Consider the following 25,846-nt stretch of genomic DNA (forward strand, 5'->3'; position numbering starts at 1 on the left):
CCTTACAGCTTCAGCAGGCTGGCGTCGTCGACCGAGGCCGAGTGGCGGGAGCGGAAGATCGTCACGATGATGGCGAGGCCCACCACGACCTCCGCGGCGGCCACCACCATCGTGAAGAAGGCGATGATCTGGCCGTCGAGGTTGCCGTGCAGCCGGGAGAAGGCGACGAACGCCAGGTTGCAGGCGTTCAGCATCAGCTCGACGCACATGAAGACGACGATCGCGTTCCGCCGGATCAGCACGCCCGCGGCGCCGATGGTGAACAGCAGGGCGGCCAGGTAGAGGTAGTTGACGGGGTTCATTTCTTGGCCTCCTCCTCGGTGCGCTCCAGCCAGTCCTGCGAGCGCTGCTCCAGCGCCTTCAGCTCGCCGAGCGCCTCGCCCGAGACGTCCCGGATCTGGCCGCGAGCCCGCAGCGTCGGGTTGACGGTCAGCTCGGACGGGGTGCCGTCGGGCAGCAGCCCGGGGATGTCGACCGCGTTGTGCCGGGCGTAGACGCCGGGGGCGGGCAGCGGCGGGAGCTGCTTGCCGCCGCGCACCCGGGCCTCGGCCAGCTCGCGCTGGGTGGCCGCCCGTTCGGTGCGCTCGCGGTGCGTGAGCACCATCGCGCCGACGGCCGCGGTGATCAGCAGCGCGCCGGTGATCTCGAAGGCGAAGACGTACTTGGTGAAGATGAGCGCCGCGAGCCCCTGGACGTTGCCGCCGGAGTTGGCCTTGCCGAGCCCGTTGACGTGCTTGAGGGAGGCGTTGCCGATGCCCGCGATGAGCAGGATGCCGAAGCCGAGGCCGCAGGCGGCGGCGAGCCACCGCTGGCCCTTGATCGTCTCCTTGAGGGAGTCGGCGGCGGTGACGCCGACGAGCATGACGACGAAGAGGAAGAGCATCATGATCGCGCCGGTGTAGACGACGACCTGGACGATGCCGAGGAAGTACGCGCCGTTGGCGAGGTAGAAGACCGCCAGGATGATCATGGTGCCCGCCAGGCACAGCGCGCTGTGGACGGCCCTGCGCAGCAGGATCGTGCCCAGCGCGCCGAGCACGGCGACCGTGCCGAGCACCCAGAACTGGACCGCCTCGCCCGTGGAGGTCGCGGACGCGGCGGCGGCGAGCTGGCTCATGCCCGCACCCCCTCGTCGGACGACGCGCCCGCGCCGCCCTGAGCGCTGTCCGGTGCCGGCGACTCGCCCTTGGAGCGGGCCACTTGCCGTACGGTGCCGGGCGCGGCCTCCGTCACCAGCCCGCGGTAGTAGTCCTGCTCGTCCATGCCCGGGAAGATCGAGTGCGGCGAGTCGACCATGCCCTCCTCCAGGCCCGCGAGCAGCTCCTCCTTGGTGTAGATGAGCGATGTGCGGCTGGAGTCGGCCAGTTCGTACTCATTGGTCATGGTCAGCGCCCGGGTCGGGCACGCCTCGACGCACAGCCCGCACAGGATGCAGCGCAAGTAATTGATCTGGTACACGCGGCCGTACCGCTCGCCCGGGGAGTACCGCTCCTCCTCGGTGTTCTCCGCGCCCTCCACATAGATGGCGTCCGCCGGGCAGGCCCACGCGCACAGCTCGCAGCCGATGCACTTCTCCAGCCCGTCCGGGTGCCGGTTGAGCTGGTGACGGCCGTGGAAGCGGGGGGCCGTGGGTTTCTTCTGCTCGGGGTACTGCTCGGTGAGCCGCTTCTTGAACATGGCCTTGAAGGTCACGCCGAAGCCGGCCACGGGGTTCTGGAACTCAGACACCACCAGCCTCCTTTCCGTCACTGTCAGTATCGACCCCACCACTGACAATCAGCTCGCGCTCGCGGCGCGGCCGTCGCCGGGGCACGGGCGGCAGGCTCTGTCCGGGCAGCGGCGGCACGGGGAAGCCGCCCGCCATCGGGTCGAAGGCCGGCTCGGGTGCCTCGTCCTTCGTGCCGCGCCGGTCCCGGAAGACGTCGGCGACGAAGGAGAGCAGCAGGATCACCAGGACCGCGCCGCCGACGTAGAGCACGACGTCCTGGAAGCCGTAGTTCTCGTTGCGCAGCGCCCGTACGGTCGCGACCAGCATCAGCCAGACCATCGAGACGGGGATGAGGACCTTCCAGCCCAGCTTCATGAACTGGTCGTAGCGCAGCCGCGGCAGCGTGCCGCGCAGCCAGATGAAGAAGAAGAGCAGCAGTTGGAGCTTGATGACGAACCAGAGCATCGGCCACCAGCCGTGGTTCGCGCCCTCCCAGAACGCCGAGACCGGGTACGGGGCCCGCCAGCCGCCCAGGAAGAGGGTGACCGCGACCGCCGAGACCGTGACCATGTTGACGTACTCGGCCAGCATGAACATCGCGAACTTGATGGAGGAGTACTCGGTGTTGAAGCCGCCGACCAGGTCGCCCTCGGACTCCGGGAGGTCGAACGGCGCGCGGTTGGTCTCGCCGACCATCGCCACGATGTAGATGAGGAAGGAGACCGGCAGCAGCAGCGCGAACCACCGGTCGTGCTGCGACTCGACGATCGAAGAGGTCGACATCGACCCGGAGTAGAGGAAGACGGCGGCGAAGGAGACGCCCATCGCGATCTCGTACGAGATCATCTGCGCGCACGAGCGCAACCCGCCCAGCAGCGGGTACGTCGACCCGGAGGACCAGCCCGCGAGCACGATGCCGTAGATGCCGACGGAGGCGGTGGCGAGGATGTAGAGGACGCCGATCGGCAGGTCGGTCAGTTGCATCGTGGTGCGCTGGCCGAAGATCGAGATCTCGTTGCCGGACGGGCCGAAGGGGATCACCGCGATCGCCATGAAGGCCGGTACGGCCGCGACGATCGGCGCGAGGATGTAGACCACCTTGTCGGCGCGCTTGACGACCACGTCCTCCTTCAGCATCAGCTTGATGCCGTCGGCGAGGGACTGGAGCATCCCCCAGGGGCCGTGCCGGTTGGGGCCGATGCGGAGCTGCATCCACGCGACGACCTTGCGCTCCCAGACGATCGAGAAGAGCACGGTGAGCATCACGAAGGCGAAGCAGAAGACCGCCTTGACGACGATCAGCCACCATGTGTCGCGGCCGAACACGGAGAGGTTCTCCGCGGCCAGCGAGTTGGCGAGCGAGTTCATGGCGAGCGAGTTCATGCCGTCACCTCCGCTTCAGAGGCGTCCGGCGCGGGCGCGCCGACCCTCACCAACTGGCCGGGCACCGCGCCCAGATCGGCGTGCACGCCGCCGCCCACCGAGTTCAGCGGCAGCCAGACGACCCGGTCCGGCATCTCGGTGACGCACAGCGGCAGCCGCACCGTCCCGGCCGGGCCGGACACCGCCAGCTCCGCGCCGTCCGCGACGCCCGCCTCGGCGGCGGTGGCGGCCGAGAGCCGGGCCACGGCCGCGTGCCGGGTGCCGGCCAGCGCCTCGTCGCCGTCCTGGAGCCGCCCCTGGTCGAGCAGGAGCCGGTGGCCGGCGAGGACGGCCTCGCCCGGCCCGGGCCGGGGCAGCGCCCGGACCGCGTCCGGCGCGTCGTGCGGCTCCGGCGCGTGCGGCCCCGCCCAGGGCCCGAGCCGGTCCAGTTCGGCCCGTACGGCCCGCAGATCCGGCAGCGCGAGGTGGACGTCCATGGCGTCGGCCAGCATGTGCAGCACGCGCGCGTCCGGCAGGAGGTGACGGGTCGTCATCTGGTCGGGCTTGAGCGCGGCCTCGAAGGGCCGGGCCCGGCCCTCCCAGTTGAGGAAGGTCCCGGACTTCTCGGCCACCGCCGCGACGGGCAGCACCACGTCCGCCCGCTCGGTCACCGCCGAGGGCCGCTGCTCCAGGCTCACCAGGAACCCGATCTCCGCCAGCGCCCGCTCGGCCCGCGCCGGGTCGGGCAGGTCGCGCACCTCGACCCCGGCGACGAGCAGCGCGCCCAGTTCGCCGGTGGCCGCGGCCTCGATGATCTGCCCCGTATCGCGCCCCGGGCCGCTCGGCAGCCGCGCCACGCCCCACAGCGCGGCGGTCTCCTCGCGGGCCCGCGGGTCGGTGGACGGCCGGCCGCCGGGCAGCAGCCCCGGCAGCGCCCCGGCCTCGACGGCGCCCCGCTCCCCGGCCCGGCGCGGGATCCACACCAGGTGCGCGCCGGTCGCGGCGGCGGTCCGTACGGCCGCGGTGAGCGCGCCCGCCACTCCGGCCAGCCGCTCCCCGACGATGATCACCGAGCCCTCGGCGCGCAGCGCGTCGTACGCCGCCCGGCCCTCGGCGGGCAGCTCCGTGCCGGAGGTCAGCGCGTTCAGCCACTGCGTCTCGGTCCCCGGCGCGGCGGGCAGCAGCGTGCCGCCCGCCTTCACCAGGCCCCGGCTGGCGTGCGTGGCCAGCGCGAACGTCCGCTGACCGGTCCTGCGGCGCGCCTTGCGCAGCCGCAGGAAGACGCCGGGCGCCTCCTCCTCGGCCTCGAACCCGGCGAGCAGCACGGCGGGCGCCTTCTCCAGCGCCGCGTAGCTGATGCCCCCGCCGTCGAGGTCGCGCCCACGCCCCGCGACGCGCGCCGCGAGGAAGTCGGCCTCCTCGGCGCTGTGCACCCGGGCCCGGAAGTCGATGTCGTGGGTGTTCAGGGCGATGCGCGCGAATTTGGCGTAGGCGTACGCGTCCTCGACGGTGAGACGCCCGCCGGTCAGCACGCCCGTACGGCCGCGGGCCGCCGAGAGTCCGCGGGCCGCGGCTTCCAGCGCCTCCGGCCAGCTCGCGGGCTTCAGTTCACCGGTGTCGGCGTCCCGTACGAGCGGGGCGGTGAGCCGCTCCGGCCGCTGCGCGTACCGGAAGGCGAACCGCCCCTTGTCGCAGATCCACTCCTCGTTGACCTCGGGGTCGTCGGCCGCGAGCCGCCGCATGACCTTGCCGCGCCGGTGGTCGGTGCGGGTCGCGCAGCCGCCCGCGCAGTGCTCGCACACGGCCGGCGAGGAGACCAGGTCGAAGGGGCGGGAGCGGAATCGGTACGCCGCCGAGGTGAGCGCGCCGACCGGGCAGATCTGGATGGTGTTGCCGGAGAAGTACGACTCGAAGGGGTCGCCCTCGCCCGTGCCGACCTGCTGGAGCGCGCCGCGCTCGATCAGCTCGATCATCGGGTCGCCCGCGATCTGGTTCGAGAAGCGGGTGCAGCGCGCGCACAGCACGCACCGCTCGCGGTCGAGCAGCACCTGCGCGGAGATCGGCACGGGCTTGGCGTACGTCCGCTTCTGCCCCTCGAACCGCGAGTCGGGGTCGCCGACCTGCATGGCCTGGTTCTGCAGCGGGCACTCGCCGCCCTTGTCGCAGACCGGGCAGTCCAGCGGGTGGTTGATGAGCAGCAGCTCCATCACGCCGCGCTGGGCCTTCTCGGCGACGGGCGAGGTGAGCTGGGACTTGACCACCATGCCGTCGGTGCAGGTGATGGTGCAGGACGCCATCGGCTTGCGCTGGCCCTCGACCTCGACGATGCACTGCCGGCAGGCGCCGGCCGGGTCGAGGAGCGGGTGGTCGCAGAACCGCGGGATCTCGATGCCGAGCAGTTCGGCGGCCCGGATGACCAGCGTGCCCTTGGGCACGGAGATCTCGATGCCGTCGATGGTCAGCGAGACGAGATCGTCCGGCGGCACCGCCGCCGCTCCACCGCCGCCGGGGCCGGTAGTTGTGACGGTCACGCGTTCACCCCCAGGTGAGCGGTCTTCGGGCCGTCGGCCCATGCGGTCGACTTGGCCGGGTCGAAGGGGCAGCCCCGCCCGGTGATGTGCTGCTCGTACTCCTCGCGGAAGTACTTGAGGGAGGAGAAGATCGGGGCCGCGGCGCCGTCCCCGAGCGCGCAGAAGGACTTGCCGTTGATGTTGTCGGCGATGTCGTTCAGCTTCTCCAGGTCGGCCATTTGGCCCTTGCCCGCCTCGATGTCGCGGAGCAACTGGACGAGCCAGTACGTCCCTTCGCGGCAGGGCGTGCACTTGCCGCAGGACTCGTGCGCGTAGAACTCGGTCCAGCGGGTGACGGCCCGCACCACGCAGGTCGTCTCGTCGAAGCACTGGAGCGCCTTGGTGCCGAGCATCGAGCCGGCCGCGCCCACGCCCTCGTAGTCGAGGGGCACGTCGAGGTGCTCGTCGGTGAACATCGGGGTGGAGGAGCCGCCCGGCGTCCAGAACTTGAGCCGGTGGCCGGGGCGCATGCCGCCGCTCATGTCGAGGAGCTGGCGCAGCGTGATGCCGAGCGGGGCCTCGTACTGGCCGGGGCCCGCGACATGGCCGCTCAGCGAGTACAGCGTGAAGCCCGGGGACTTCTCGCTGCCCATCGAGCGGAACCATTCCTTGCCCTTGTTCATGATGGCGGGAACCGAGGCGATGGACTCGACGTTGTTCACCACGGTGGGGCAGGCGTACAGGCCCGCGACGGCCGGGAAGGGCGGCCGCAGCCGGGGCTGGCCGCGGCGCCCTTCGAGGGAGTCGAGCAGCGCCGTCTCCTCGCCGCAGATGTACGCGCCGGCCCCCGCGTGCACGGTGATGTCGAGGTCGAGCCCGCTGCCGAGGATGTCCGTGCCGAGGTAGCCCGCCGCGTAGGCCTCGCGCACCGCCTCGTGCAGCCGGCGCAGCACGGGGACGGCCTCGCCGCGCAGATAGATGAAGGCGTGGCTGGAGCGGATCGCGTGACAGGCGATCAGCATGCCCTCGATGAGGGAGTGCGGGTTGGCGAAGAGGAGGGGGATGTCCTTGCAGGTGCCGGGCTCGGACTCGTCGGCGTTGACGACGAGGTAGTGCGGCTTGCCGTCGCCCTGCGGGATGAACTGCCACTTCATGCCGGTGGGGAAGCCCGCGCCGCCCCGGCCGCGCAGCCCGGCGTCCTTGACGTACGCGATGACGTCGTCCGGGGCCATCGCGAGGGCCTTGCGCGCGCCCTCGTACCCCTCGTGGCGGTGGTAGGTCTCCAGCGTCCAGGACTCGGGCTGGTCCCAGAAGGCGGACAGCACGGGCGCCAGCACCTTCTCCGGGCTGGTCTCGTCGACTTCTGCTGCCAACGTCATCACTCCCCCTCCTCGGCGGCCGGCCCGGCCGGGTTGCTGGGGTCGGAGGCCGAGGTCTGCTGCGGCGCGTCATGCGAACTCGGGTGGGTCGCGGGCGCCTCGCCCGCGGCGGGACGGGGGCCGGTGCCGGGCCGGTCCTCGGCCGCGGGCCGGGCGGCGGCGCGCGGGGCCACGACGCGGCCGGGCGCGCTCTCGCCCTTGGCCAGCCGCAGCCCGGCGAGCGAGGCCGGCCCGGCGCCGCCGCCCGCTTCGACGGCTCCGGGGCGCTCGTCGGGGAACCCGGCGAGGATGCGGGCCGTCTCCTTGTATGTGCACAGGGGCGCGCCGCGCGTCGGGGCGACGGCGCGGCCGGCCCGCAGGTCGTCGACGAGGGCGGTGGCGCTCTCGACGGTCTGGTTGTCGAAGAACTCCCAGTTCACCATCAGTACGGGCGCGTAGTCGCAGGCGGCGTTGCACTCGATGTGTTCGAGGGTGACCTTCCCGTCGGGCGTCGTCTCGCCGTTGCCGACGCGCAGGTGCTCCTTGAGCGCGTCGAAGATCGCGTCGCCGCCCATGACCGCGCACAGGGTGTTGGTGCAGACCCCGACCTGGTAGTCGCCGGAGGGTTTGCGCCGGTACATCGTGTAGAAGGTGGCGACCGCGGTGACCTCGGCGGTGGTCAGGCCGAGCTGTTCGGCGCAGAACCGGACGCCGGTGCGGGTGACGTGGCCCTCCTCGGACTGTACGAGGTGGAGCAGCGGCAGCAGCGCGGAGCGGGAGTCGGGGTAGCGGGAGATCACCTCCCGCGCGTCCGCGTCGAGCCGGGCCCGTACGTCGGCGGGGTAGTCGGGCGCGGGGAGCCGCGGCATCCCCAGTTGGACGTCGCTCACCGGTCGACGCCTCCCATCACGGGGTCGATGGATGCGACGGCGACGATGACGTCGGCGACCTGGCCGCCCTCGCACATCGCCGCCATGGCCTGGAGGTTGGTGAAGGACGGGTCGCGGAAGTGGACCCGGTAGGGGCGGGTGCCCCCGTCGCTGACGAGATGCACGCCGAGTTCGCCCTTGGGCGACTCCACGGCCGCGTACGCCTGGCCGGGCGGCACCCGGAACCCCTCGGTCACCAGCTTGAAGTGGTGGATCAGGGCCTCCATCGAGGTGCCCATGATCTTCTTGATGTGGTCGAGGGAGTTGCCGAGGCCGTCCGGGCCGAGCGCGAGCTGCGCGGGCCAGGCGATCTTCTTGTCGGCGACCATGACCGGGCCGGGCTCCAGCCGGTCGAGGCACTGCTCGACGATGCGCAGCGACTGGCGCATCTCCTCCAGCCGGATCAGGAAGCGGCCGTAGCTGTCGCAGGTCTCGGCGGTGGGGACGTCGAAGTCGTAGGTCTCGTAGCCGCAGTAGGGCTGGGTCTTGCGCAGGTCGTGCGGGAGTCCGGCGGAGCGCAGCACGGGGCCGGTCGCGCCGAGCGCCATGCAGCCGGCGAGGTCGAGGTAGCCGACGTTCTGCATCCGGCCCTTGAAGATCGGGTTGCCGGTGGCGAGCTTGTCGTACTCGGGCAGGTTCTTGCGCATCTTCTTCACGTACGCGCGGACCTGGTCGACGGCGCCGGGCGGCAGGTCCTGGGCGAGCCCGCCGGGGCGTACGTAGGCGTGGTTCATCCGGAGCCCGGTGATCAGCTCGTACAGGTCCAGGACCAGCTCGCGGTCGCGGAACCCGTAGATCATGATCGTGGTCGCGCCGAGCTCCATGCCGCCGGTGGCGATGGCCACCAGGTGCGAGGAGATGCGGTTCAGCTCCATCAGCATCACGCGGATGACGGAGGCGCGGTCCGGGATGTGCTCCTCGATGCCGAGCAGCTTCTCGACTCCCAGGCAGTACGCCGTCTCGTTGAAGAACGGCGTCAGATAGTCCATGCGCGTCACGAACGTGGTGCCCTGGGTCCACGTCCGGAATTCGAGGTTCTTCTCGATCCCCGTGTGCAGATAGCCGATGCCGCAGCGGGCCTCGGTGACCGTCTCGCCGTCGATCTCCAGGATCAGCCGCAGCACGCCGTGCGTGGACGGGTGCTGGGGGCCCATGTTGACGATGATCCGCTCGTCGTCGGCCCGCTTGGCGGCCTCGGCGACCTCGTCCCAGTCGCCGCCGGTGACGGTGTAGACGGTGCCTTCGGTGGTCTCGCGCGCGGCGCTCGCCCGGGAGGCGTGCGCGTTCTCCGTGCTCATCAGGTGTACGACCTCCGCTGGTCCGGAGCCGGGATCTGGGCGCCCTTGTACTCGACGGGGATGCCGCCGAGCGGGTAGTCCTTGCGCTGCGGGAACCCCTGCCAGTCGTCCGGCATCATGATTCGGGTGAGCGCCGGGTGGCCGTCGAAGACCAGGCCGAAGAAGTCGTACGTCTCGCGCTCGTGCCAGTCGTTGGTCGGGTAGACGTCCACGAGCGAGGGCACGTGGGGGTCGCTGTCGGGGGCCGAGACCTCCAGCCGGATCAGCCGGTTGTGGGTGATCGAGCGCAGGTGGTAGACGGCGTGCAGCTCGCGCCCCTTGTCGCCCGGGAAGTGGACGCCGCTGACGCCGGTGCACAGCTCGAAGCGGAGCGCCGGGTCGTCGCGGAGCGTGCGGGCGACGCGCGGCAGGTGCTCCCGCTCGATGTGGAAGGTCAGCTCGCCGCGGTCCACGACGGTCTTCTCGATGACGTTCTCCGGGACCAGCCCCTGCTCGTCGAGGGCCCCTTCGAGCTCGTCCGCGACCTCGTCGAAGTCTCCATATGCGCCTCCGCCGCGTGGCCCCCCGTACGGGCGCGAGGACGCGCCGGGCAGCCGTACGGTCCGTACGAGGCCGCCGTAGCCGGAGGTGTCGCCGCCGTCCGCCGCGCCGAACATGCCGCGGCGGGTGGCGATCGCCTCGCCCTGGTCGCCGCGCTGGCCGGGGAGGTTGGCGGCGTCGATGTCCCGGTCCGGGTTGACCCCGTCCGCCTGGCCGTCGCTCATCGCAGCAGCCCCTTCATCTCGATCAGCGGGAGGGCGCCGAGCGCCGCCTGCTCCGCCTCGCGGGCCGCTTCCTCGCGATTGACCCCGAGCTTCTCGTTCTGGATCTTGTGGTGCAGCTTGAGGATCGCGTCGAGGAGCATCTCGGGGCGGGGCGGGCAGCCGGGCAGGTAGATGTCCACCGGGATGATGTGGTCGACGCCCTGCACGATGGCGTAGTTGTTGAACATCCCGCCCGAGGACGCGCAGACGCCCATGGAGATGACCCACTTCGGGTTCGGCATCTGGTCGTAGACCTGCCGCAGGACCGGGGCCATCTTCTGGCTCACCCGGCCCGCCACGATCATCAGGTCCGCCTGCCGGGGCGAGCCGCGGAAGACCTCCATCCCGAACCGGGCGAGGTCGTAGCGGCCGGCGCCGGTCGTCATCATCTCGATGGCGCAGCAGGCGAGCCCGAAGGTGGCGGGGAAGACGGACGACTTACGGACCCAGCCCGCGGCCTGCTCGACGGTGGTGAGCAGAAATCCGCTCGGCAGCTTCTCTTCAAGTCCCATTGGTTGTGGCCCCTAGTCCCATTCCAGGCCGCCACGACGCCATACATAGGCGTAGGCGACGAAGACGGTCAGCACGAAGAGGAGCATCTCGACGAGCCCGAACAGCCCCAGGGCGTCGAAAGTGACCGCCCAGGGATAGAGGAAGACGATCTCGATATCGAAGACGATGAAGAGCATCGCCGTGAGGTAATACTTAATGGGGAAACGCCCGCCGCCGGCCGGCTGCGGGGTCGGCTCGATGCCGCACTCGTAGGCCTCCAGCTTGGCGCGGTTGTAGCGCTTGGGGCCGATGATCGAGGCCATGACCACGGAGAAGATCGCGAAGCCTGCCCCGAGGGCTCCCAGTACGAGGATGGGCGCGTAAGCGTTCACCGCTCCTCGCTCCTTCCAGTCGACGATGACTGCTGGCAGACGGGACCGGGTGTGCGGACCGCCCCCGAAATCCCCCGCGTATCGCGCGCGGGTTCCGCGCGGCCCCCAGGAAGATCGCGCGTATGTGAGGCAGTTCACAAGCCCGAGTCGCCTGCATCTTATGCCCGCCGGTCTGTGATCTGCGACACGGGGTGCGACAACGCCTTTGTGATCTCCACCACCTGACGAAGGATCATGAAGTCGGATGAGCGGTGATCTTCATACGCGAAGCGGCAGAGTGATCACTAGAGGTGACATTCGAGGGTTGCGTTGCTGGTGGGAGGGGTGGTTGCTCTATCAAGTGATGGCCCATGCAAGCAAATTGGCGCTGGGTGGGGTCAACTGCTAAGGGGCGACCACTCGGAGGGGGCGTGGGCGGGCGGCGCGGCCGCCGGACGATGGCCGCGGCGGCGGGCGGACCGCTTCACGCGGATTCACAAGCGGGCCTCGCGGGCGGTTCGCGGTTGGGCGGCGGACGGTGCGCGGGCGGCCTACGTACGAGCCATAACTGACTCGCGGCCGGCTCGCGGCCGACTCCACAGCCGGCCCCGCGGCCACCCTTTCGGCCGATTCCACAGCCGGTCCTGCGGCCACCCTTTCGGCAGATTCCGCGGTCGCCCTCGCGGGCGGCCCAGCAGCCAACCCCGCAACCGGCCCGGCAACCAACCCAGCAGCCGACCGCTGTCGACTTCGCGGTCGATCCCACGGCGGGCCCCAAGGCCACCCCGTACACGCCCCCAAGGCCGCCCCCGGGGCCCCGGTTTCGGCCACCGCCGGCGTGACCTATCCCACGCGGTTGCATGTTCAAGGATCACTTTTTCCGGTCACCCTCGACTCAGAGGCCACAGAAGTGGTAAGCGCCCGCAGGGGCCTCATCCGACGTCAAATGCCATGCGTATCCGCATGATCGCGCAAATCGGACACCTCGCGTCCACGCTTTTCCAAGATCGACGAGCCTCAATTCTCGGCGTGTACACGGCAGGTGTGTCGCATGCCACTTTTATTGATCTCGGGCATCGGCACTTGATAGCCGTTAGTGCCATGTCCCCTGTCGCTCACATACCCAGCCGCCGGAAGCCCCGCCGTACCGCCTCTTCGTGGGCGCTGCGCACCGGAGTTGCCGGCGGCGTTCTCAGCACCCTCGCGGTGACCGGCGCGGCCGCCCCGGCGAGCGCCGCCGAGAAGCCCGCGGAGTCCACTCTGGAGATGCCGACGGTCGACGCGACCCTCGCCGCCTCCATCTCGCAGAGCGCGGACGCCACCCAGCAGACGGCCCACGCCTACCGGGTACGGGCCGAGCAGGAGGCGGCCGCACACCAGGCCAAGGTCCAGGCCAAGAAGGTCAAGGACGAGGCCGACCGCAAGGCCGAGGCGGAGAAGAAGGCCGCGGCGGCCAAGAAGGCCAAGGCCGAGAAGGAGGCCAAGGCCGCCGACGAGGCCGCCCGCGCCTCCCGGTCCGCCGGGCGTACCCAGCTCTCCACGGCCTCCGCCTCCGCGTCGTCTTCGGGTTCCGCGGCGTCGTCCTCGTCGTCCGCCCCCTCGACGTCCCACGCCACGGGCAGCGCGGCGACGCTGATCTCCTTCCTCCAGGCGCAGATCGGCAAGCCGTACGTGATGGGCGCGACCGGCTCCTCCTCGTACGACTGCTCCGGCCTCACCCAGGCCGCGTACCGCCAGATCGGCATCGACCTGCCGCGCGTCTCGCAGGACCAGTCGACGGCCGGCACCCCGGTCTCCCTCGGCAACCTCCAGCCCGGCGACCTCCTCTACTGGGGCAGCGCCGGCAGCGCGTACCACGTGGCCGTCTACATCGGCGGCGGCAAGTTCATCGGCGCCCAGAACCCCAGCACGGGCATCGTCGAACGCTCCCTCAGCTACTCCCAGCCGACGGGCGCCGTCCGCGTCATGTGACCTCAGCTCTCCAGCTCTCCGGCACCACGCGAAACCCCCTGGTCCCCGCCGCTCGGGACCGGGGGGTTTCGTGCGTGCGGGGGTGAGGTCGTCGGAGACGGGTTTGAGTACGGAAACGGCTTCGGGGCAAGATCACCGCATGATGGCTTTCGGAAAGCGCCAGGAACCAGCGGTGATCGTCGTACGCGATACGGACACGATCACCACGGCCCTCCATCAGGCCCTCGGCACCGCCTCACCGGAGGAACGCCCGGGCCTGGAACGGGCGCTGGCCGTCGCCACCGAGGTCGCGAACACCCCGGACGCGGAGCTGCGCGCCCGCTGGGTCCACGACCGCCTCGCGTCGACCGGCTACGCCGGCCCCGCCGACTCCGTCGCCGCCATCAAAGCCCTGCGCCAGGCCGAAACCGGCCTGAGCCTCCTGCAAGCGGTGACCCTGACAAAGGAAGCCGCCGCCACGACCACCGACGGCCCCCCGGCACAACCCTGACGCGGCGGCCCGCCGGCCTACCGCACAGGCATCCCGCTACCGCCCTCCCCGCTTCTCCGGCGGGGACCCGGACTCACGCTCCGGCGGCGGCGTCGACACCGCATAACTTTGAAACTACTGTAAAAGTCATGACGGCACAGCAGCTCGAAGTGAACTTCTCCGAACTGATCAACAAGCCGAAGGCGACGTTGGCCGGGCTGGCCGGGGCGAAACGGATACTGCTGCGGCGGCGGGACGCGGAAGACCTTCTGATCACTACGGCGGCGCGAGGCGAGCAGGACGCTCAGATCATGTCCGCGGAGACGCGGATGCTCGTCGCGCTGGTGCGGCACGACGCGGCCGCACGGGCGCTCTTTCTGGAGATCATTCCCGAAGCGTTCCCCTGGGTCCGCTTTCTCCCCGCGGAGAGCGTGCGGGCCTTCGCGGCCGAGCTGGCGGAGGTACTGCCCGCCGCGGAGAGCCTGGGCAACATGTCGGCCGTCGCCACGACGATCGCCGCGTGGCAGCACACCGCCGAAGTCCACTCGGACCCGGAGCTGCTGGCCGCGCTGACGTCGGACAGCGGCGAGGATCACGGTCCCGTGCCGGAACCGGGCACGGCCGGATGACCCCCAAGCGCGGCGACCACGTGGCGCCGCCTGCCGTCGAGGGCCGGTGGTCCGCGCCGCGTGCGTCCGCTACGACCTCGGCGTCGCCGCCCGTCGGGTCCGTGAGATTCGCGAGCATCTTGAGGGTGAACCGCATCAGCACCGGGTGGGTGAGGCCGCCCGCCTGAGCGTTGCCCGTCGAGTTCATGGCCGCGCAAGCCCGTCGCGTCGACCGCAGGGGCGGCCGTGGTTCCGTACCAGGCCCCAGGGCGCGGCGTCCGCACGTATCTCGCCGCCCCTGAGATTTTTCCTACCGGCGGTGTTACGTTTTGTGTATGAGCACCCAGGCAGTCCCCCCGGCCGCCGAGCGGGCCGGAAAAAGGTCCGTGTCTCTGGCGCAATCGTTGATCAAAGAAGTCGAGGAGCGCACCGGCAAGAACGGCTTCTCCTCTGTCGTGGCCGAAGCCTTGGAGGAGTGGCTTGCCGCTCAGAAGCTTCGTGAGGTCGTGACCGCCGACCGCGAGGCGTTCGGCCCCGTCTCCGCCGAAGCGCGGCGGCAGGCGGAACAGGAGTGGTGAGCAAGCGCGCCAAGGTGAAGCCCAAGAGCGAGGGCACGCTCGTCCTGGACGCTCAAGGGCTTTCCCTGCACGTCGACGGCGACGACGGGATGCGGGCGCGCGTCGAGGTCGCCCAGCAGACCGGTCGCCGAGTGGCGCTGTCCGCCCTGACCCCCTTGGAAGTGCGCCGGACAGGGGACGCCGCCAAGCGGCTCCGGTTCCTGTTGTCCCGTTTCGACGTCAAGCCGGTCAGTGACGCGGTGATGGACACCGCGGCGAAACTGCTGGATGTATCCGGCCTTGACGGTCACGAGTGCCTGGTGGACGCCTTGGTGGTGGCCACGGCCGCGCTGTGCGCACCCCCAGTACTGCTCGTCACATCCGACAAGTCGCACATTCCAGCCCTGTGCAAGGCCGCCGAGGAACTGCCTGGCTCGCCCACGGTGAAAATCGTCAACGTCTGAGTGTGCGGACGGCGCTCGCCGGGACGTTCCGTCCTGTGCGTCACCCCCGCCGCAGCCGCCAAGGGCGGGGAGGAACGGTGCCGCACCAGCCCCCGGCGACATGACGAACCGGCCGCCGGCACTCCACGCGCGACCGCGCCCGTCGCCCGGGGCGCGGGGCCCGCGCCGCCACCGGCCGCGCGCCCGCCGTCGAGGGCCAGCGTTCCGTGCCGCGTGCGTCGGCTACGACCTCGGCGCGACCTTGCTCAGCCCGTTGATGATGCGGTCCATGGCGTCGCCGCCCGTCGGGTCCGTGAGATTCGCGAGCATCTTGAGGGTGAACCGCATGAGCACCGGGTGGGTGAGGCCGCGCTGGGTGGCCATCTTCATGACCTTCGGGTTGCCGATGAGCTTCACGAAGGCGCGGCCGAGGGTGTAGTAGCCGCCGTACGTATCCTTGAGGACCTTCGGGTAGTTCTGCAGGGCCAGTTCGCGCTGCGCGTACGTGGCGCGGGCGTGGGCCTGGACGATGACGCCGGCGGCGATCTGGCCGGACTCCATGGCGTACGCGATGCCCTCGCCGTTGAAGGGGTTGACCAGGCCGCCCGCGTCGCCGACGAGCAGCAGGCCGCGCGTGTAGTGCGGCTGGCGGTTGAAGGCCATCGGGAGGGCGGCGCCGCGGATCGGGCCCGTCATGTTCTCGGGGGTGAAGCCCCAGTCCGCCGGCATCGACGCGCACCACGCCTTGAGGATCTCGCGCCAGTCCAGCTCGCGGAAGGCGGAGCTGCTGTTGAGGATGCCGAGACCGACGTTGCTGGTGCCGTCGCCCATGCCGAAGACCCAGCCGTAACCGGGCAGCAGCCGGTCCTGCGGGCCGCGCCGGTCCCACAGCTCCAGCCAGGACTCCAGGTAGTCGTCGTCGTGGCGGGGCGAGGTGAAGTACGTACGGACGGCCACGCCCATCGGGCGGTCCTCGCGCCGGTGCAGCCCCATCGCCAGCGACAGCCGGGTGGAGTTGCCGTCCGCGGCGACGACGAGCGGCGCGTGGAAGGTGACCGGGGTCTTCTCCTCGCCGAGCTTGGCGTGCACGCCCGTGATCCGGCCCGTACGGTCGTCGATGATCGGAGCGCCGACGTTGCACCGCTGGTACAGCCGCGCCCCGGCCTTCTCCGCCTGGCGCGCCAACTGCTCGTCGAAGTCGTCGCGCTTGCGCACCAGCCCGTAGTCCGGGTACGAGGCGAGGTCCGGCCAGTCGAGCTGGAGGCGGACGCCGCCGCCGATGATGCGCAGCCCCTTGTTGCGCAGCCAGCCGGCCTCCTCGGAGATGTCGATCCCCATGGACACGAGCTGCTTGGTGGCGCGCGGCGTCAGGCCGTCGCCGCAGACCTTCTCGCGCGGGAACGCCGTCTTCTCCAGCAGGAGCACGTCCAGGCCCGAACGGGCCAGGTGGTAGGCGGTGGCGGAACCGGCCGGGCCGGCCCCGACGACGATCACGTCTGCGCTGTGCTCGGCAGGGGACTCGGTCACGGCGGGGTCTCCCCAAGGCTCGGAACATGCGTGCCGGTCGACGGGCGGGTCACGCACTGGACAAGAGCAGTCTATGGGGGCGCAATCCGGCGCACGAGAAGGGTCCGCCCCTCGGCTGCGCGCACCGCGCTCGGCGCGTCGGCTCCGCCCGTGCGCCCTGCCGCTTGCGCTCCGCGCCCCGGCTCCGCCCGTACACCCTGCCGCCGCGCTCGGCGCCCCGGCTCCGCCCGTACGCCCTCTGCCCCCTGCGCTCCGCCCGCCCCCCGAGCTACTTCAGCCCCGGGCTGCTCAGCCCTCGTCGCTCTTCCTCCCCCGGTGCAGCGCCACGATGCCGCCCGTCAGATTCCGCCAGGCCACCTTCGTCCAGCCCGCGCCCTGCATACGGGCGGCCAGCGCCGGCTGGTCCGGCCAGTCGCGGATCGACTCGGCGAGGTAGACGTACGCGTCCGGGTTGCTGCTGACGGCCGTCGCCACCGGCGGCAGCGCGCGCATCAGGTACTCCGTGTAGACCGTGCGGAACGGCGCCCACGTGGGGTGGCTGAACTCGCAGATGACGACGCGCCCGCCGGGCTTCGTCACCCGCAGCAGCTCGCGCAGCGCCGTGTCGGTGTCCTGTACGTTGCGCAGCCCGAAGGAGATCGTGACGGCGTCGAACACCCCGTCCGCGAACGGCAGCCGCGTCGCGTCACCGGCCGTGAGCGGCAGGTGCCGGTGGCGCTTCTTGCCCTCCCGCAGCATGCCGATGGAGAAGTCGCACGGCACGACGTACGCGCCGGAGGCCGCGAACGGCAACGACGACGTGCCCGTGCCCGCCGCCAAGTCCAACAACTTCTCCCCCGGCCGCGCCCCCACCGCCGCCGCCACCGCCTTGCGCCACAGCCGCGCCTGCCCCAGCGACAACACGTCATTCGTCACGTCGTACTTCGCCGCCACGCCGTCGAACATCGCGGCGACTTCATGCGGCTGCTTCTCCAGGGATGCTCGGGTCACCCCGCCATTCTTCCCCTCGCGGGCGGTCACGCGACGCAGGGGGGTGGGTGTGCCCCAACGACCGCCGGTCAGCCCCGGCACGCCGACCGCCCCGCGGACCGTAGACGCGCTTCGACCCGCCGCAGGGGAGGTCCGGCACGGCCCGTACGTCGCGCAGGTCGCGCGACTGGGCAACTCGGCAGGGCTCGGGACGTACCACCGCCACGCGCGAAGCCTCGCAGGCCGCGTCACGGATTCGGCACCCGCGCCGCGCACGAGCCGGGCGCCTCGCACGCCGCACAGCAAGGTCGGCAAACACCGACGCCGGGCCCGGGGGCGTTGCGTGTCGGTCCGCGCTTCGAGCCGCGCGGGAGGTACGGCACGACGTGCACGTCGCAGGTCACGCGGCTGGGTGACTCGGCAGGACTCGGTACGTACCGCACACGCGCGATGCGTCCCAGGGGCCCCGTAGGGCGGAGAACGCCACGAGGTGTACGGCGGACTCGGCGCCCGCGCCACACAGCGAGGTCAGGGGGCGTTTGCGATCGGCCCATCCCGCACGCCGACCGTGCACCGTGGAACGTGGATGCGCTTCGAGCCGCACGGCAGTACGGCGCCCCCAGTACGCCGCAGGTCGGGCGACTCGGCAGCTCGGCAGGGGGGCGACGCGGGCCGCGCGGCAGGACTCGGTACGTACCGCACACGCGCGATACGCCGCAGGGCGGAGAGCGCCGCGGGACGCACGGCGGATTCGGTACCCACGCCGCGAGCGGAGTGCGGATGTCTCGCGAGCGGCACAGAGGGCGCCCTCACGGCCACGTGCGGAAAGGCGCGTTACGGGCCGCCGCCCGGCGGATTCGGCCCGGCCGCACGTTGGGGCTACCCGACGGGTTCGGCACCCGCGCGGCGCACCGCCGGGTGCCTCGCGGCCGCGTGCGGTAGGGCGCGGGCCGCACAGCGGTCCAGCCAACGGGTACGGCAACCACATCGCACACGGGCGGGCACCTCGCGGGCGCGTACCGGAGGGGCGTTACGAGCCACGGCGGATTCGGCCCGGCCGCACCTCGGGGCTGCCGACGGGTTCGGTCCCTACGCCGTGCATGGGCGGGATGCCTCGCGAGGCACAGCCAGGCCGACGGCCAGGCCGCGTGCAGGAGGGTCCGCCACGGGCCGCCGCCCGGCGGGTTCGGCACGAGCCGGTGCGTTGAGGGCCGCGCGCCGTGGTCAGAACCGGGCCGGAGGCCGATGGTCAGTGGCGGCGGTGGACGAGCCGGCCGCCGAGGACGGTGGCCAGGGCGCTTCCGTCGGCGGCGAAGACCGCGAAGTCGGCGGGGCCGCCGACGGTGAGCGTCGCGGAGTGGTCCGGCGGCGGGGCGGGGAGCAGCCGGAGGCCGGAGCGTTCGACGGCGGTACGGACCGGGGGGCGCTCGAACGGGCCGGTCAGCGCGGTCGTGCCCGCCGCCAGTAGCCGCTGGAGGCCGCGGCGGGCGCTGCCGCCCCAGCGGACGTCGGTCATGGCGAGCGCCGCGAGCGCGTCGCCGGTGACCGGCTCGGTGCCGAGTTCGTCGGCCTCGCGCGGATCGGGGTGGTACGCGGCCTCCAGGAAGGCCGCCGCGTCCGGTTCGTACCGGCCGGGCGCCAGCACGCCGTCCCACTCCCGCACCCGGGCGCCCTCGCCGTGTTCGGCGCGCAGCCGCTCGTACGGGCCGATGGCCGCGACACGGTCGCCGGCCACCAGCACGGCGTCCGCCGCCTCGGCCCCCGGCTCCGCGCCCTCGGCCAGGCGCACCTCGCGCACCCGATGGATCGTCAGCACGCCCACCACCACCGCCTCTACATTCCGGCCCTACGCGCCTGCCGAGGACCCTGCTGCGTACGGACCACCGCCCGCGTCAAAACCCTCGCATCACGCGACGCCCGCGCTCCGGTGAACAGCAGCCGCGCAGCGGCCCAGGCCGCGTCCAGTCAACCGTCCCTCCAGGCAGGCCGACCGCGTACAGCGAACCAACCCGCCCCAAGGCCGCCGCCGCGCACACTAGCCGGTCCCACGAACTGGCCCCCGCACCGCCGAGCCAGCCCGCGCGGCGAACAGACCCACGCAGCGATGTGCCCAGCAGCGAACCCGCCCGCGCAACCAAGGGGCCCAGCACAGCGCACCGGCCCGCAGCAGACCGACCGCGCACAGCAGACCCGCCATCAGACCAGCCCACCCAACGGCCCCGACCTCGCCCAGCGAACCACCACCGCCCAGCCGCCCCAGCCTCGCGCAGCGAGCCCCCGCAGCCCAGCGGACCCAGCCCCGCGCAGCGAACCGCCCGCGCCCAGCGGGCCCCGACCTCGCGCAGCGAATCACCGCGGCCCAGCGGCCCGGACCTCGCCCAGCGAGCCCCCGCCGCCCAGCCGCCCCAGCCGCACGCAGCGAGCCCCCGCCCCCGCAGGCAACCACCCCGCGCAGCGAACCGCCCGCGCCCAGCGGACCCAGCCCCGCGCAGCGACCCGCCCGCGCCCAGCGGGCCCCGACCCCGCAGGCAACCGCCCCACGCAGCGAACCGCCCCCGCCCAGCGGACCCAGCCCCGCGCAGCGACCCGCCCCGCGCGCAGCGAACCGCCCCGCGCAGCGGCCCGCCCCCCTCAAAGGCCCCCAGCCACCCCGTAGGCCCCCAGCCGACCGCAGGTCACCTGGTCAGGAGGTTTCCACGAGCTTCAGTTCGGGGTGGGCGGTGCCGCCCTCGATCGCCGTCGACGACAGGTGCGAGACGACCTTGTCGTCGACCGGGTCGTTGGCGGGGTCGTCGTGTACGACGAGGTGCTCGTACGTGGTGGCGCGCTGGGCCGGGACGCGGCCGGCCTTGCGGATGAGGTCGATGATCTCCATGCGGTTGGAGCGGTGCTTCGCGCCGGCGGAGGAGACCACGTTCTCCTCCAGCATGATGGAGCCGAGGTCGTCGGCACCGTAGTGCAGGGAGAGCTGGCCGACCTCCTTGCCCGTGGTCAGCCAGGAGCCCTGGATGTGGGCGACGTTGTCGAGGAAGAGCCGCGCGATGGCGATCATGCGCAGGTACTCGAAGAGGGTGGCCTGCGTCTGGCCCCTGAGGTGGTTGTTCTCGGGCTGGTAGGTGTACGGGATGAAGGCGCGGAAGCCGCCCGTACGGTCCTGGACGTCGCGGATCATCCGCAGGTGCTCGATGCGCTCGGCGTTGGTCTCGCCGGTGCCCATCAGCATCGTGGACGTCGACTCGACGCCCAGCCCGTGCGCGATCTCCATGATCTCCAGCCAGCGCTCGCCGGACTCCTTGAGCGGCGCGATGGCGGTGCGCGGCCGGGCCGGGAGCAGTTCGGCGCCCGCGCCCGCGAAGGAGTCGAGCCCGGCGGCGTGGATGCGGCGGATGGCCTCCTCGGCGGTGACGCCGGAGATACGCGCCATGTGCTCGACCTCGGAGGCGCCGAGGGAGTGGATGACCAGCTCCGGGTATGCCTTCTTGATGGCCGCGAAGTGTTCTTCGTAGTACTCGACGCCGTAGTCCGGGTGGTGGCCGCCCTGGAACATGATCTGCGTGCCGCCGAGCCGCACCGTCTCCTCGCAGCGGCGCAGGATGTCGTCGAGGTCGCGGGTCCAGACCTTCTCGCTCTTCGGCGGGGCGTAGAAGGCGCAGAACTTGCACGCCGTGACGCACGAGTTCGTGTAGTTGATGTTGCGCTCGATGATGTACGTGGCGATGTGCTCGGTGCCCGCGTACCGCTTGCGGCGCGCTGCGTCGGCCGCGGCCCCGAGCGCGTGCAGCGGCGCCGACCGGTACAGGTCGAGCGCCTCCTCCGGGGTGATCCGACCGCCGGTCGCGGCGCGGTCGAGGACGGACGAGAGGTCGGCGTTCTCGGTCACCGGGACGTCCCTTCGGAGGGTGCTGTGAAGACTGAGCCAGCCTACGCCAGGGCTCCGACAGAACCCGTGGGGGCCGCCGGGCTCCGCCGAGGGGCCGGCGGCAGCAGCCCCACGGGCCGCCGCCCAGCTCCTACGAACCGTGGCCCCGGCACCGGGGGCGAGGAACCCCCTCCCACGACCCCGCCCCCCACATTGCCTCCCCGTGAGAATCCGCTGATCGGCTTATGACTCAATTCACCGGTCCAGGCGGAACCCACCGCCCGGATTTCCCCATCAAACAGGCCGGAACAACCCGTCATGTCCCTCGGGGCAGCAGGATCATCCGGAGCGCCACGAATGAGTCATTCTTCCAGGGGGACCTACCGTTCCCGGGGCCACCGCCGGGCCTCCAAGGCCAAGGCGTGGTTCCTGGGGATCGTGGCCGTGCTGGTGCTCGGCGGGATCGCGTGGCCGGTCCTGGACTACTTCGAGGTCTTCTCGGACCGCGGCGACCCGGTCAGCTTCGGACAGCCGCAGCCGGGCGAGGGCGGCCAGGCGGGCGGCGACAGCGGCAAGCAGAAAAAGGACTCCAAGGTCCTGTTCCCGACCGGGCCGCAGGCGGACTTCCGGGTGGAGAGCCACCTGAACGACGGAACCACCATCGGCGTCGTGAAACTGCACGGCAAGAAGTCCGGCTTCACCGGAAAGGTATGGGTCTGGGCGCCGAAGCAGTACACGGACCCGAAGTACGCGAAGAGCGGCTTTCCCGTGATGATCGCGCTGCCCGGCGGCAACGGATACCCGACCAACTACTGGATGGGCACCGACCTCAAACTCCAGTCGACCATCGCCAAGGAGTCGCTGGAGGGCAAGAGCCTCCCCTTCATTCTCGCCATGCCGGTCCTGAACCCGGACGCGAAGAATTACTACGACGGCAGCGACATTCCCGGCCAGCCCAAAATGGGCACCTGGCTGACCGAGGACGTCCCCGATCTGATGAAGGCGAACTTCCGCACGCTGAAATCGCGCGACGGCTGGGCCTTCATGGGCTCTTCCTCCGGCGGCTTCTCGGGGCTGAAGGCCGTGCTGAAGGACCCGGACAAGTTCAAGGCGGTCATCGCCTCCGGGCCGGACATCGTGCCGGACTCCCCGCTGTGGGCGGGCCACGAGGCCGAAAAGGCGGCCAACAACCCGGAGAAGCTGGCCGAGAAGCTGATCGCCGCCAAGCACCCGGACGTCTATCTGGCCTTCCAGGTCGGCACCAAGGAACACACCGTGATGCCGAAGGTGAAGAAATTCATCTCCCAGTACGGCAATAAGGGGCCGGTCAAAACGCACCTTCAGGAGATCCAGGGCGGCGAGCACAACGGCAAGACCTACGTGCAGGGCATGGCCAACGGAAGCCTCCAGTGGATCAGTGAGCATATGGAAGGCCCCACACCGGCCTCCTGACCGGCCCCGAAATCAGTCCCGCTCCCCAAAAAAATCGGCCCCCGGCTACCCCTCCCGGAAAACCGCCCCCAATACCGCCCCCGAAAACCCGAAAACCGGCCCCCGGAGCTCCGCCCCCCTCGGCGCCCCGGGGGCCTCCCCGTCGCCCCGTCAGCCCTCCAGCAGGCTCACCTTCACGTCGGCGGGGAACCCGGTCGTCGGGCCCGTACGCCGCGCGAACTCGGTGACGCCGGCCAACTGCTCCGTGCCGAAGCGGAAGTCCAGGGTCGTGAAGTAGCGCTCCAGCAGCGGCGCGTCGAACTGCTCCCAGCGCGCCGCCTGCTCGGCGACCTTGCCGACCTCCGCGAGCGACAGGTCGCGGGAGGCGAGGAACGCCTCGTGCACCTTGCGTACGATCCGCGGCTCGCGCTCCAGGTAGTCGCGGCGCACGGCCCACACGGCGAAGACGAACGGCAGCCCCGTCCAGTCCTTCCACATCTGCCCGAGGTCGTGGACGTCGAGGCCGAGCTGGGGCCCGTAATGCATCTTGGCCCGCAGCGCGGCGTCGCCGATCAGTACGGCCGCGTCCGCCTCCCGCATCATCAGGCCGAGGTCGGGCGGGCAGGTGTAGTAGTCGGGCTCGACCTTGTACTGCTCCGCGAGCAGCAGTTGGGCCAGGCGTACGGAGGTCCGCGAGGTCGAGCCGAGCGCGACGCGGCCGTGGTCCAACTGCTCCAGCGGTACCTGCGAGGCGATCACGCAGGACATCACCGGACCGTCGCAGCCGACGGCGATGTCGGGCAGGGCGACGAGGTCGTCGGCGTTCTTCAGAAACTCGACGAGCGTGATGGGGCCGATGTCGAGTTCGCCGCTGACCAACTGTTCGCTGAGCTTTTCCGGGGTGTCCTTGGTGAGCTCCAGATCCAGCAGCGTGCCCGTACGGGCGAGGCCCCAGTACAAGGGGAGGCAGTTGAGGAACTGAATGTGGCCGACCCGCGGCCGGCTCCGACGGTGGTCGGGGAGGGCGGCGGCGGCAGAGGCTGAATTGTCCACAACCGGAGGCTAGACCTGGGTCGTACACGCGAGCGGAGCGGGGTCCGGCGATCCGCGCTCGACCAGCGATCTTTTCCGTCCAACGGCGGCTGAAAACCCCGCCAACAGGTGATCTTCGACTCTTTCCCAGCCCACACGGAGCGTGCTAGGCTCGCCGCAAGTTGCAGTTTGGTTTCCCTTGCAGTACAGAGCCTGCGGAGCATGTGACCCCGCAGGCTTTTGTAGTTTTCAGACTTCTCGCAGGTTCTGGAGCAGGGCAACCCTTTGGCCCAAGGAGGGCTTATGGCTACCGGAACCGTGAAGTGGTTCAACGCTGAAAAGGGCTTCGGCTTCATCGCCCAGGACGGCGGCGGCCCGGATGTCTTCGTTCACTACTCCGCGATCAACGCCTCTGGCTTCCGTTCCCTGGAAGAGAACCAGCAGGTGAACTTCGACGTCACGCAGGGTCCGAAGGGCCCGCAGGCGGAGAACGTCACCCCCGTCTAAGTCCGTACGGACCGGATGGGTCGGCCGATCGCGGTCGACGTGCAACACCCAAGGAGCCCCGCTCCTCCGCTTCGGCGGGGAGCGGGGCTCCTGCCTGTTTCCCCCTCCCCTCCCCCACCGGACACGACCACCGGTTGCCCGCCGCCCGGCGCGCCGCGAGCGGCATCGGCCCCCGCCGTCGGCAGAGTTGATCTTCCTGGTCCGCCGCCGGCCAGCGCCACCGGAGAGTCGGGAGATGGAAGAGCCGCATGCACGCGCGCACCACAGCCCTCACCGCCCTCGCCGCGCTCACCCTGTCGCTCGGGCCGAGCGGCACCGGCCGCACCGCGGAGCGGCCGGGCGACCTCGTCAGCTCCGCCCCGACCGTCTTCCGGCCGCTGCCCCACCAGCCCACCGCCACCCGGGCCTGGCACATCGAGTACCGCTCCACCACCGCCAAGGGCGCCCCCAACACGGTCTCCGGCACCGTCATCGTCCCCGCCGACGGCCGGACCCGCCCGCGCCCGCTGGTCACCTACGCCGTCGGCACGGTGGGGCTCGCCGACAGTTGCGCGCCGTCGGCCGGGTTCCCGCGCGGTACGACCGTGGAGGCCGGCCTCATCCAACTGCTCACAATGCGCGGCTGGGCCGTGGCCGTCACCGACTACGAGGGCCTGGGCACGCCCGGCGACCACACCTATACCGTCGGACCCGCCGAGGGCCGGGCCGTGCTCGACGCGGCGCGCGCCGCCCAGCGGCTGCCCGGCGCCGGGCTGTCCGCGGCCACGCCCGTCGGCATCATGGGCTATTCGCAGGGCGGCCAGGCGGCCGGCTGGGCGGCCGAACTGCACGCGGGCTACGCGCCCGAACTGCGCGTCAAGGGCACCGCCGCCGGCGGCGTCCCCGCCGACCTCCTCGCGGTCGCCGCCCACCACCACGGCAGTACGGGCGCGGGCGCCGTCCTGATGTCCGCGATCGGCCAGAACGCGGCCTTCCCGGAGCTGCGGCTCGACACGTACCTCAACGAACGCGGCCGCCGCTACGCGGACTTCATGAAGCGCAACTGCGTGGCGATCGACACCGCCTCGGGCCTGTTCCGGGAGATGTCCGAGGTGACCGTCCGCGACCCGCTGCGCCAACCGGACTGGATCCGCGCCCTGCACGCCTCCGACCTGGGCACCCGCGCCCCCGACCGGCCCGTGTACCTGTACCACGGGACGGCCGACCACCTGATCCCGTACGCGATCGGGGAGCGGCTGCGCGCGGACTGGTGCGCGCGGCGGGCCACGCTCGCGTGGCGGCCGATCCCGCTCGGCGAACACGTCATGGGCGCCATCGCCGGCTCCGTACCGGCCGCGGACTGGCTCGCCGACCGCTTCGCCGGCCGGCCGCCCCGCGACGACTGCCGCTCCGGCGGCGCCTGACCCGGCGACGGCCGCCGGGCCGCCCCGTGCCGCAGGGGAGCCCCGTGCCACCTTCCCCCACAGAAGGCGGCACGGGGCCGTTCATGGGCAGCGCCGACGGCATGCCCGGCGGGGCTTCCCGGCGGGGGCGTGGCGGAGCGGCGTGGTGGAGCAACGGATCGGCGCGGTGCGGGTACGAGCGGATGCGCGTCGTGGGCCGCCGGCCGGATCGCTGTGAGCAGCTTCTCATCCCCGGCCCC

Annotated in this window: 24 protein-coding genes; 8 read left to right on the plus strand and 16 right to left on the minus strand. The window is 71.4% G+C overall.

The genetic code is table 11. The features are described from left to right. Positions 1 to 2: 2 nt before the first annotated feature. Genes nuoK through IF55_RS14190 form a run of 11 tightly spaced genes read right to left on the minus strand, consistent with a single transcriptional unit; the run spans position 3 to position 10,852 of the window. Positions 3 to 302, minus strand: a complete 300-nt coding sequence (gene nuoK, locus IF55_RS14140) for an NADH-quinone oxidoreductase subunit NuoK (protein WP_030883239.1) — start codon at positions 300 to 302, stop codon at positions 3 to 5. Beyond that, positions 299 to 1,117: an NADH-quinone oxidoreductase subunit J gene (locus IF55_RS14145; RefSeq protein WP_030883240.1), complete on the minus strand. Its 819-nt coding sequence runs from the start codon at positions 1,115 to 1,117 to the stop codon at positions 299 to 301. The genes nuoK and IF55_RS14145 overlap by 4 nt, the downstream gene beginning before the upstream one ends. After that, complete coding sequence (gene nuoI, locus IF55_RS14150) at positions 1,114 to 1,728, minus strand: NADH-quinone oxidoreductase subunit NuoI (RefSeq protein ID WP_037965343.1); 615 nt, start codon at positions 1,726 to 1,728, stop codon at positions 1,114 to 1,116. The genes IF55_RS14145 and nuoI overlap by 4 nt, the downstream gene beginning before the upstream one ends. Then, positions 1,721 to 3,091: an NADH-quinone oxidoreductase subunit NuoH gene (gene nuoH / locus IF55_RS14155; RefSeq protein ID WP_245661193.1), complete on the minus strand. Its 1,371-nt coding sequence runs from the start codon at positions 3,089 to 3,091 to the stop codon at positions 1,721 to 1,723. The genes nuoI and nuoH overlap by 8 nt, the downstream gene beginning before the upstream one ends. Then, on the minus strand, positions 3,088 to 5,601 hold the full coding sequence (locus IF55_RS14160; RefSeq protein WP_030883247.1) for an NADH-quinone oxidoreductase subunit G: 2,514 nt from the start codon (positions 5,599 to 5,601) through the stop codon (positions 3,088 to 3,090). Before IF55_RS14160 ends, nuoH begins: the two co-directional genes overlap by 4 nt. After that, the gene (gene nuoF, locus IF55_RS14165; RefSeq protein ID WP_030883249.1) at positions 5,598 to 6,959 is read right to left on the minus strand and encodes an NADH-quinone oxidoreductase subunit NuoF; all 1,362 of its coding nucleotides are present in this window, start codon (positions 6,957 to 6,959) and stop codon (positions 5,598 to 5,600) included. The genes IF55_RS14160 and nuoF overlap by 4 nt, the downstream gene beginning before the upstream one ends. Then, positions 6,959 to 7,828 carry an NADH-quinone oxidoreductase subunit NuoE gene (gene nuoE / locus IF55_RS14170; RefSeq protein ID WP_030883251.1) on the minus strand — a complete coding sequence of 290 codons (870 nt, stop codon included), beginning with the start codon at positions 7,826 to 7,828 and terminating at the stop codon, positions 6,959 to 6,961. The genes nuoF and nuoE overlap by 1 nt, the downstream gene beginning before the upstream one ends. Further along, complete coding sequence (locus tag IF55_RS14175; protein WP_030883254.1) at positions 7,825 to 9,165, minus strand: NADH-quinone oxidoreductase subunit D; 1,341 nt, start codon at positions 9,163 to 9,165, stop codon at positions 7,825 to 7,827. Before IF55_RS14175 ends, nuoE begins: the two co-directional genes overlap by 4 nt. Beyond that, on the minus strand, positions 9,165 to 9,929 hold the full coding sequence (locus IF55_RS14180; RefSeq protein WP_030883256.1) for an NADH-quinone oxidoreductase subunit C: 765 nt from the start codon (positions 9,927 to 9,929) through the stop codon (positions 9,165 to 9,167). Before IF55_RS14180 ends, IF55_RS14175 begins: the two co-directional genes overlap by 1 nt. Further along, positions 9,926 to 10,480, minus strand: a complete 555-nt coding sequence (locus IF55_RS14185; protein WP_030883258.1) for a NuoB/complex I 20 kDa subunit family protein — start codon at positions 10,478 to 10,480, stop codon at positions 9,926 to 9,928. Before IF55_RS14185 ends, IF55_RS14180 begins: the two co-directional genes overlap by 4 nt. Positions 10,481 to 10,492: 12 nt before the next feature. After that, positions 10,493 to 10,852: an NADH-quinone oxidoreductase subunit A gene (locus IF55_RS14190; protein WP_030883261.1), complete on the minus strand. Its 360-nt coding sequence runs from the start codon at positions 10,850 to 10,852 to the stop codon at positions 10,493 to 10,495. A gap of 1,080 nt (positions 10,853 to 11,932) precedes the next feature. Here IF55_RS14190 and IF55_RS14195 point away from each other — a divergent pair. From IF55_RS14195 to IF55_RS14210, 5 genes are all read left to right on the plus strand, one after another. Further along, positions 11,933 to 12,802, plus strand: coding sequence for a C40 family peptidase (locus IF55_RS14195; protein WP_030883263.1), 870 nt, complete (start codon positions 11,933 to 11,935; stop codon positions 12,800 to 12,802). A gap of 139 nt (positions 12,803 to 12,941) precedes the next feature. Continuing rightward, positions 12,942 to 13,292, plus strand: coding sequence for a hypothetical protein (locus IF55_RS14200; RefSeq protein WP_030883264.1), 351 nt, complete (start codon positions 12,942 to 12,944; stop codon positions 13,290 to 13,292). Between the two features lie 128 nt (positions 13,293 to 13,420). Then, complete coding sequence (locus tag IF55_RS14205; RefSeq protein WP_030883266.1) at positions 13,421 to 13,900, plus strand: DUF6247 family protein; 480 nt, start codon at positions 13,421 to 13,423, stop codon at positions 13,898 to 13,900. A 314-nt stretch (positions 13,901 to 14,214) separates the two neighbouring features. Beyond that, on the plus strand, positions 14,215 to 14,457 hold the full coding sequence (locus IF55_RS39340; RefSeq protein ID WP_157854369.1) for a hypothetical protein: 243 nt from the start codon (positions 14,215 to 14,217) through the stop codon (positions 14,455 to 14,457). After that, positions 14,454 to 14,900, plus strand: a complete 447-nt coding sequence (locus IF55_RS14210; protein ID WP_211269987.1) for a PIN domain-containing protein — start codon at positions 14,454 to 14,456, stop codon at positions 14,898 to 14,900. The genes IF55_RS39340 and IF55_RS14210 overlap by 4 nt, the downstream gene beginning before the upstream one ends. Positions 14,901 to 15,122: 222 nt before the next feature. Here the strand turns inward: IF55_RS14210 and IF55_RS14215 are convergent, their stop codons facing one another. The 4 genes from IF55_RS14215 to mqnC all read right to left on the minus strand — a co-directional run bounded on the left by IF55_RS14215 (position 15,123) and on the right by mqnC (position 21,255). Then, positions 15,123 to 16,406: a geranylgeranyl reductase family protein gene (locus tag IF55_RS14215; protein WP_030883270.1), complete on the minus strand. Its 1,284-nt coding sequence runs from the start codon at positions 16,404 to 16,406 to the stop codon at positions 15,123 to 15,125. A gap of 288 nt (positions 16,407 to 16,694) precedes the next feature. Beyond that, positions 16,695 to 17,396, minus strand: coding sequence for a demethylmenaquinone methyltransferase (locus IF55_RS14220; RefSeq protein WP_030883272.1), 702 nt, complete (start codon positions 17,394 to 17,396; stop codon positions 16,695 to 16,697). Positions 17,397 to 18,624: 1,228 nt separating this feature from the next. Beyond that, positions 18,625 to 19,191 carry an imidazolonepropionase-like domain-containing protein gene (locus tag IF55_RS14225; RefSeq protein ID WP_030883275.1) on the minus strand — a complete coding sequence of 189 codons (567 nt, stop codon included), beginning with the start codon at positions 19,189 to 19,191 and terminating at the stop codon, positions 18,625 to 18,627. An 867-nt stretch (positions 19,192 to 20,058) separates the two neighbouring features. Then, positions 20,059 to 21,255 (minus strand): cyclic dehypoxanthinyl futalosine synthase, encoded by a 1,197-nt coding sequence (gene mqnC, locus IF55_RS14230; protein ID WP_030883277.1) that lies wholly within the window; start codon positions 21,253 to 21,255, stop codon positions 20,059 to 20,061. 336 nt (positions 21,256 to 21,591) lie between these two features. On the opposite strand from mqnC, the gene IF55_RS14235 reads away from it, so the two are divergent. Further along, positions 21,592 to 22,686 (plus strand): alpha/beta hydrolase, encoded by a 1,095-nt coding sequence (locus tag IF55_RS14235; RefSeq protein WP_030883279.1) that lies wholly within the window; start codon positions 21,592 to 21,594, stop codon positions 22,684 to 22,686. 150 nt (positions 22,687 to 22,836) lie between these two features. Here IF55_RS14235 and IF55_RS14240 read toward each other — a convergent pair whose 3' ends face one another. Beyond that, positions 22,837 to 23,718, minus strand: a complete 882-nt coding sequence (locus tag IF55_RS14240) for a menaquinone biosynthetic enzyme MqnA/MqnD family protein (protein ID WP_030883281.1) — start codon at positions 23,716 to 23,718, stop codon at positions 22,837 to 22,839. 282 nt (positions 23,719 to 24,000) lie between these two features. Between IF55_RS14240 and IF55_RS14245 the strand changes: the two genes are divergently transcribed. After that, positions 24,001 to 24,204 (plus strand): cold-shock protein, encoded by a 204-nt coding sequence (locus IF55_RS14245; protein WP_003984261.1) that lies wholly within the window; start codon positions 24,001 to 24,003, stop codon positions 24,202 to 24,204. Positions 24,205 to 24,452: 248 nt separating this feature from the next. Continuing rightward, positions 24,453 to 25,607, plus strand: coding sequence for a lipase family protein (locus tag IF55_RS14250; RefSeq protein WP_030883285.1), 1,155 nt, complete (start codon positions 24,453 to 24,455; stop codon positions 25,605 to 25,607). Positions 25,608 to 25,846 lie beyond the last annotated feature (239 nt).

It is taken from the genome of Streptomyces varsoviensis, from assembly GCF_000718635.1.
In the GTDB taxonomy this organism is placed as follows: domain Bacteria; phylum Actinomycetota; class Actinomycetes; order Streptomycetales; family Streptomycetaceae; genus Streptomyces; species Streptomyces varsoviensis.

Excerpts from the sequence above, each read along its gene's own strand:
- nuoK (WP_030883239.1), bottom strand. The coding sequence starts at position 302 with ATGAACCCCGTCAACTACCTCTACCTGGCCGCCCTGCTGTTCACCATC.
- IF55_RS14235 (WP_030883279.1), top strand. The coding sequence starts at position 21,592 with ATGAGTCATTCTTCCAGGGGGACCTACCGTTCCCGGGGCCACCGCCGG.
- IF55_RS39340 (WP_157854369.1), top strand. The coding sequence starts at position 14,215 with ATGAGCACCCAGGCAGTCCCCCCGGCCGCCGAGCGGGCCGGAAAAAGG.
- IF55_RS14245 (WP_003984261.1), top strand. The coding sequence starts at position 24,001 with ATGGCTACCGGAACCGTGAAGTGGTTCAACGCTGAAAAGGGCTTCGGC.
- IF55_RS14180 (WP_030883256.1), bottom strand. The coding sequence starts at position 9,929 with ATGAGCGACGGCCAGGCGGACGGGGTCAACCCGGACCGGGACATCGAC.
- IF55_RS14175 (WP_030883254.1), bottom strand. The coding sequence starts at position 9,165 with ATGAGCACGGAGAACGCGCACGCCTCCCGGGCGAGCGCCGCGCGCGAG.
- nuoF (WP_030883249.1), bottom strand. The coding sequence starts at position 6,959 with ATGACGTTGGCAGCAGAAGTCGACGAGACCAGCCCGGAGAAGGTGCTG.
- IF55_RS14205 (WP_030883266.1), top strand. The coding sequence starts at position 13,421 with ATGACGGCACAGCAGCTCGAAGTGAACTTCTCCGAACTGATCAACAAG.
- IF55_RS14185 (WP_030883258.1), bottom strand. The coding sequence starts at position 10,480 with ATGGGACTTGAAGAGAAGCTGCCGAGCGGATTTCTGCTCACCACCGTC.
- IF55_RS14250 (WP_030883285.1), top strand. The coding sequence starts at position 24,453 with ATGCACGCGCGCACCACAGCCCTCACCGCCCTCGCCGCGCTCACCCTG.
- nuoH (WP_245661193.1), bottom strand. The coding sequence starts at position 3,091 with ATGAACTCGCTCGCCATGAACTCGCTCGCCAACTCGCTGGCCGCGGAG.
- IF55_RS14200 (WP_030883264.1), top strand. The coding sequence starts at position 12,942 with ATGATGGCTTTCGGAAAGCGCCAGGAACCAGCGGTGATCGTCGTACGC.
- IF55_RS14145 (WP_030883240.1), bottom strand. The coding sequence starts at position 1,117 with ATGAGCCAGCTCGCCGCCGCCGCGTCCGCGACCTCCACGGGCGAGGCG.
- IF55_RS14195 (WP_030883263.1), top strand. The coding sequence starts at position 11,933 with ATGTCCCCTGTCGCTCACATACCCAGCCGCCGGAAGCCCCGCCGTACC.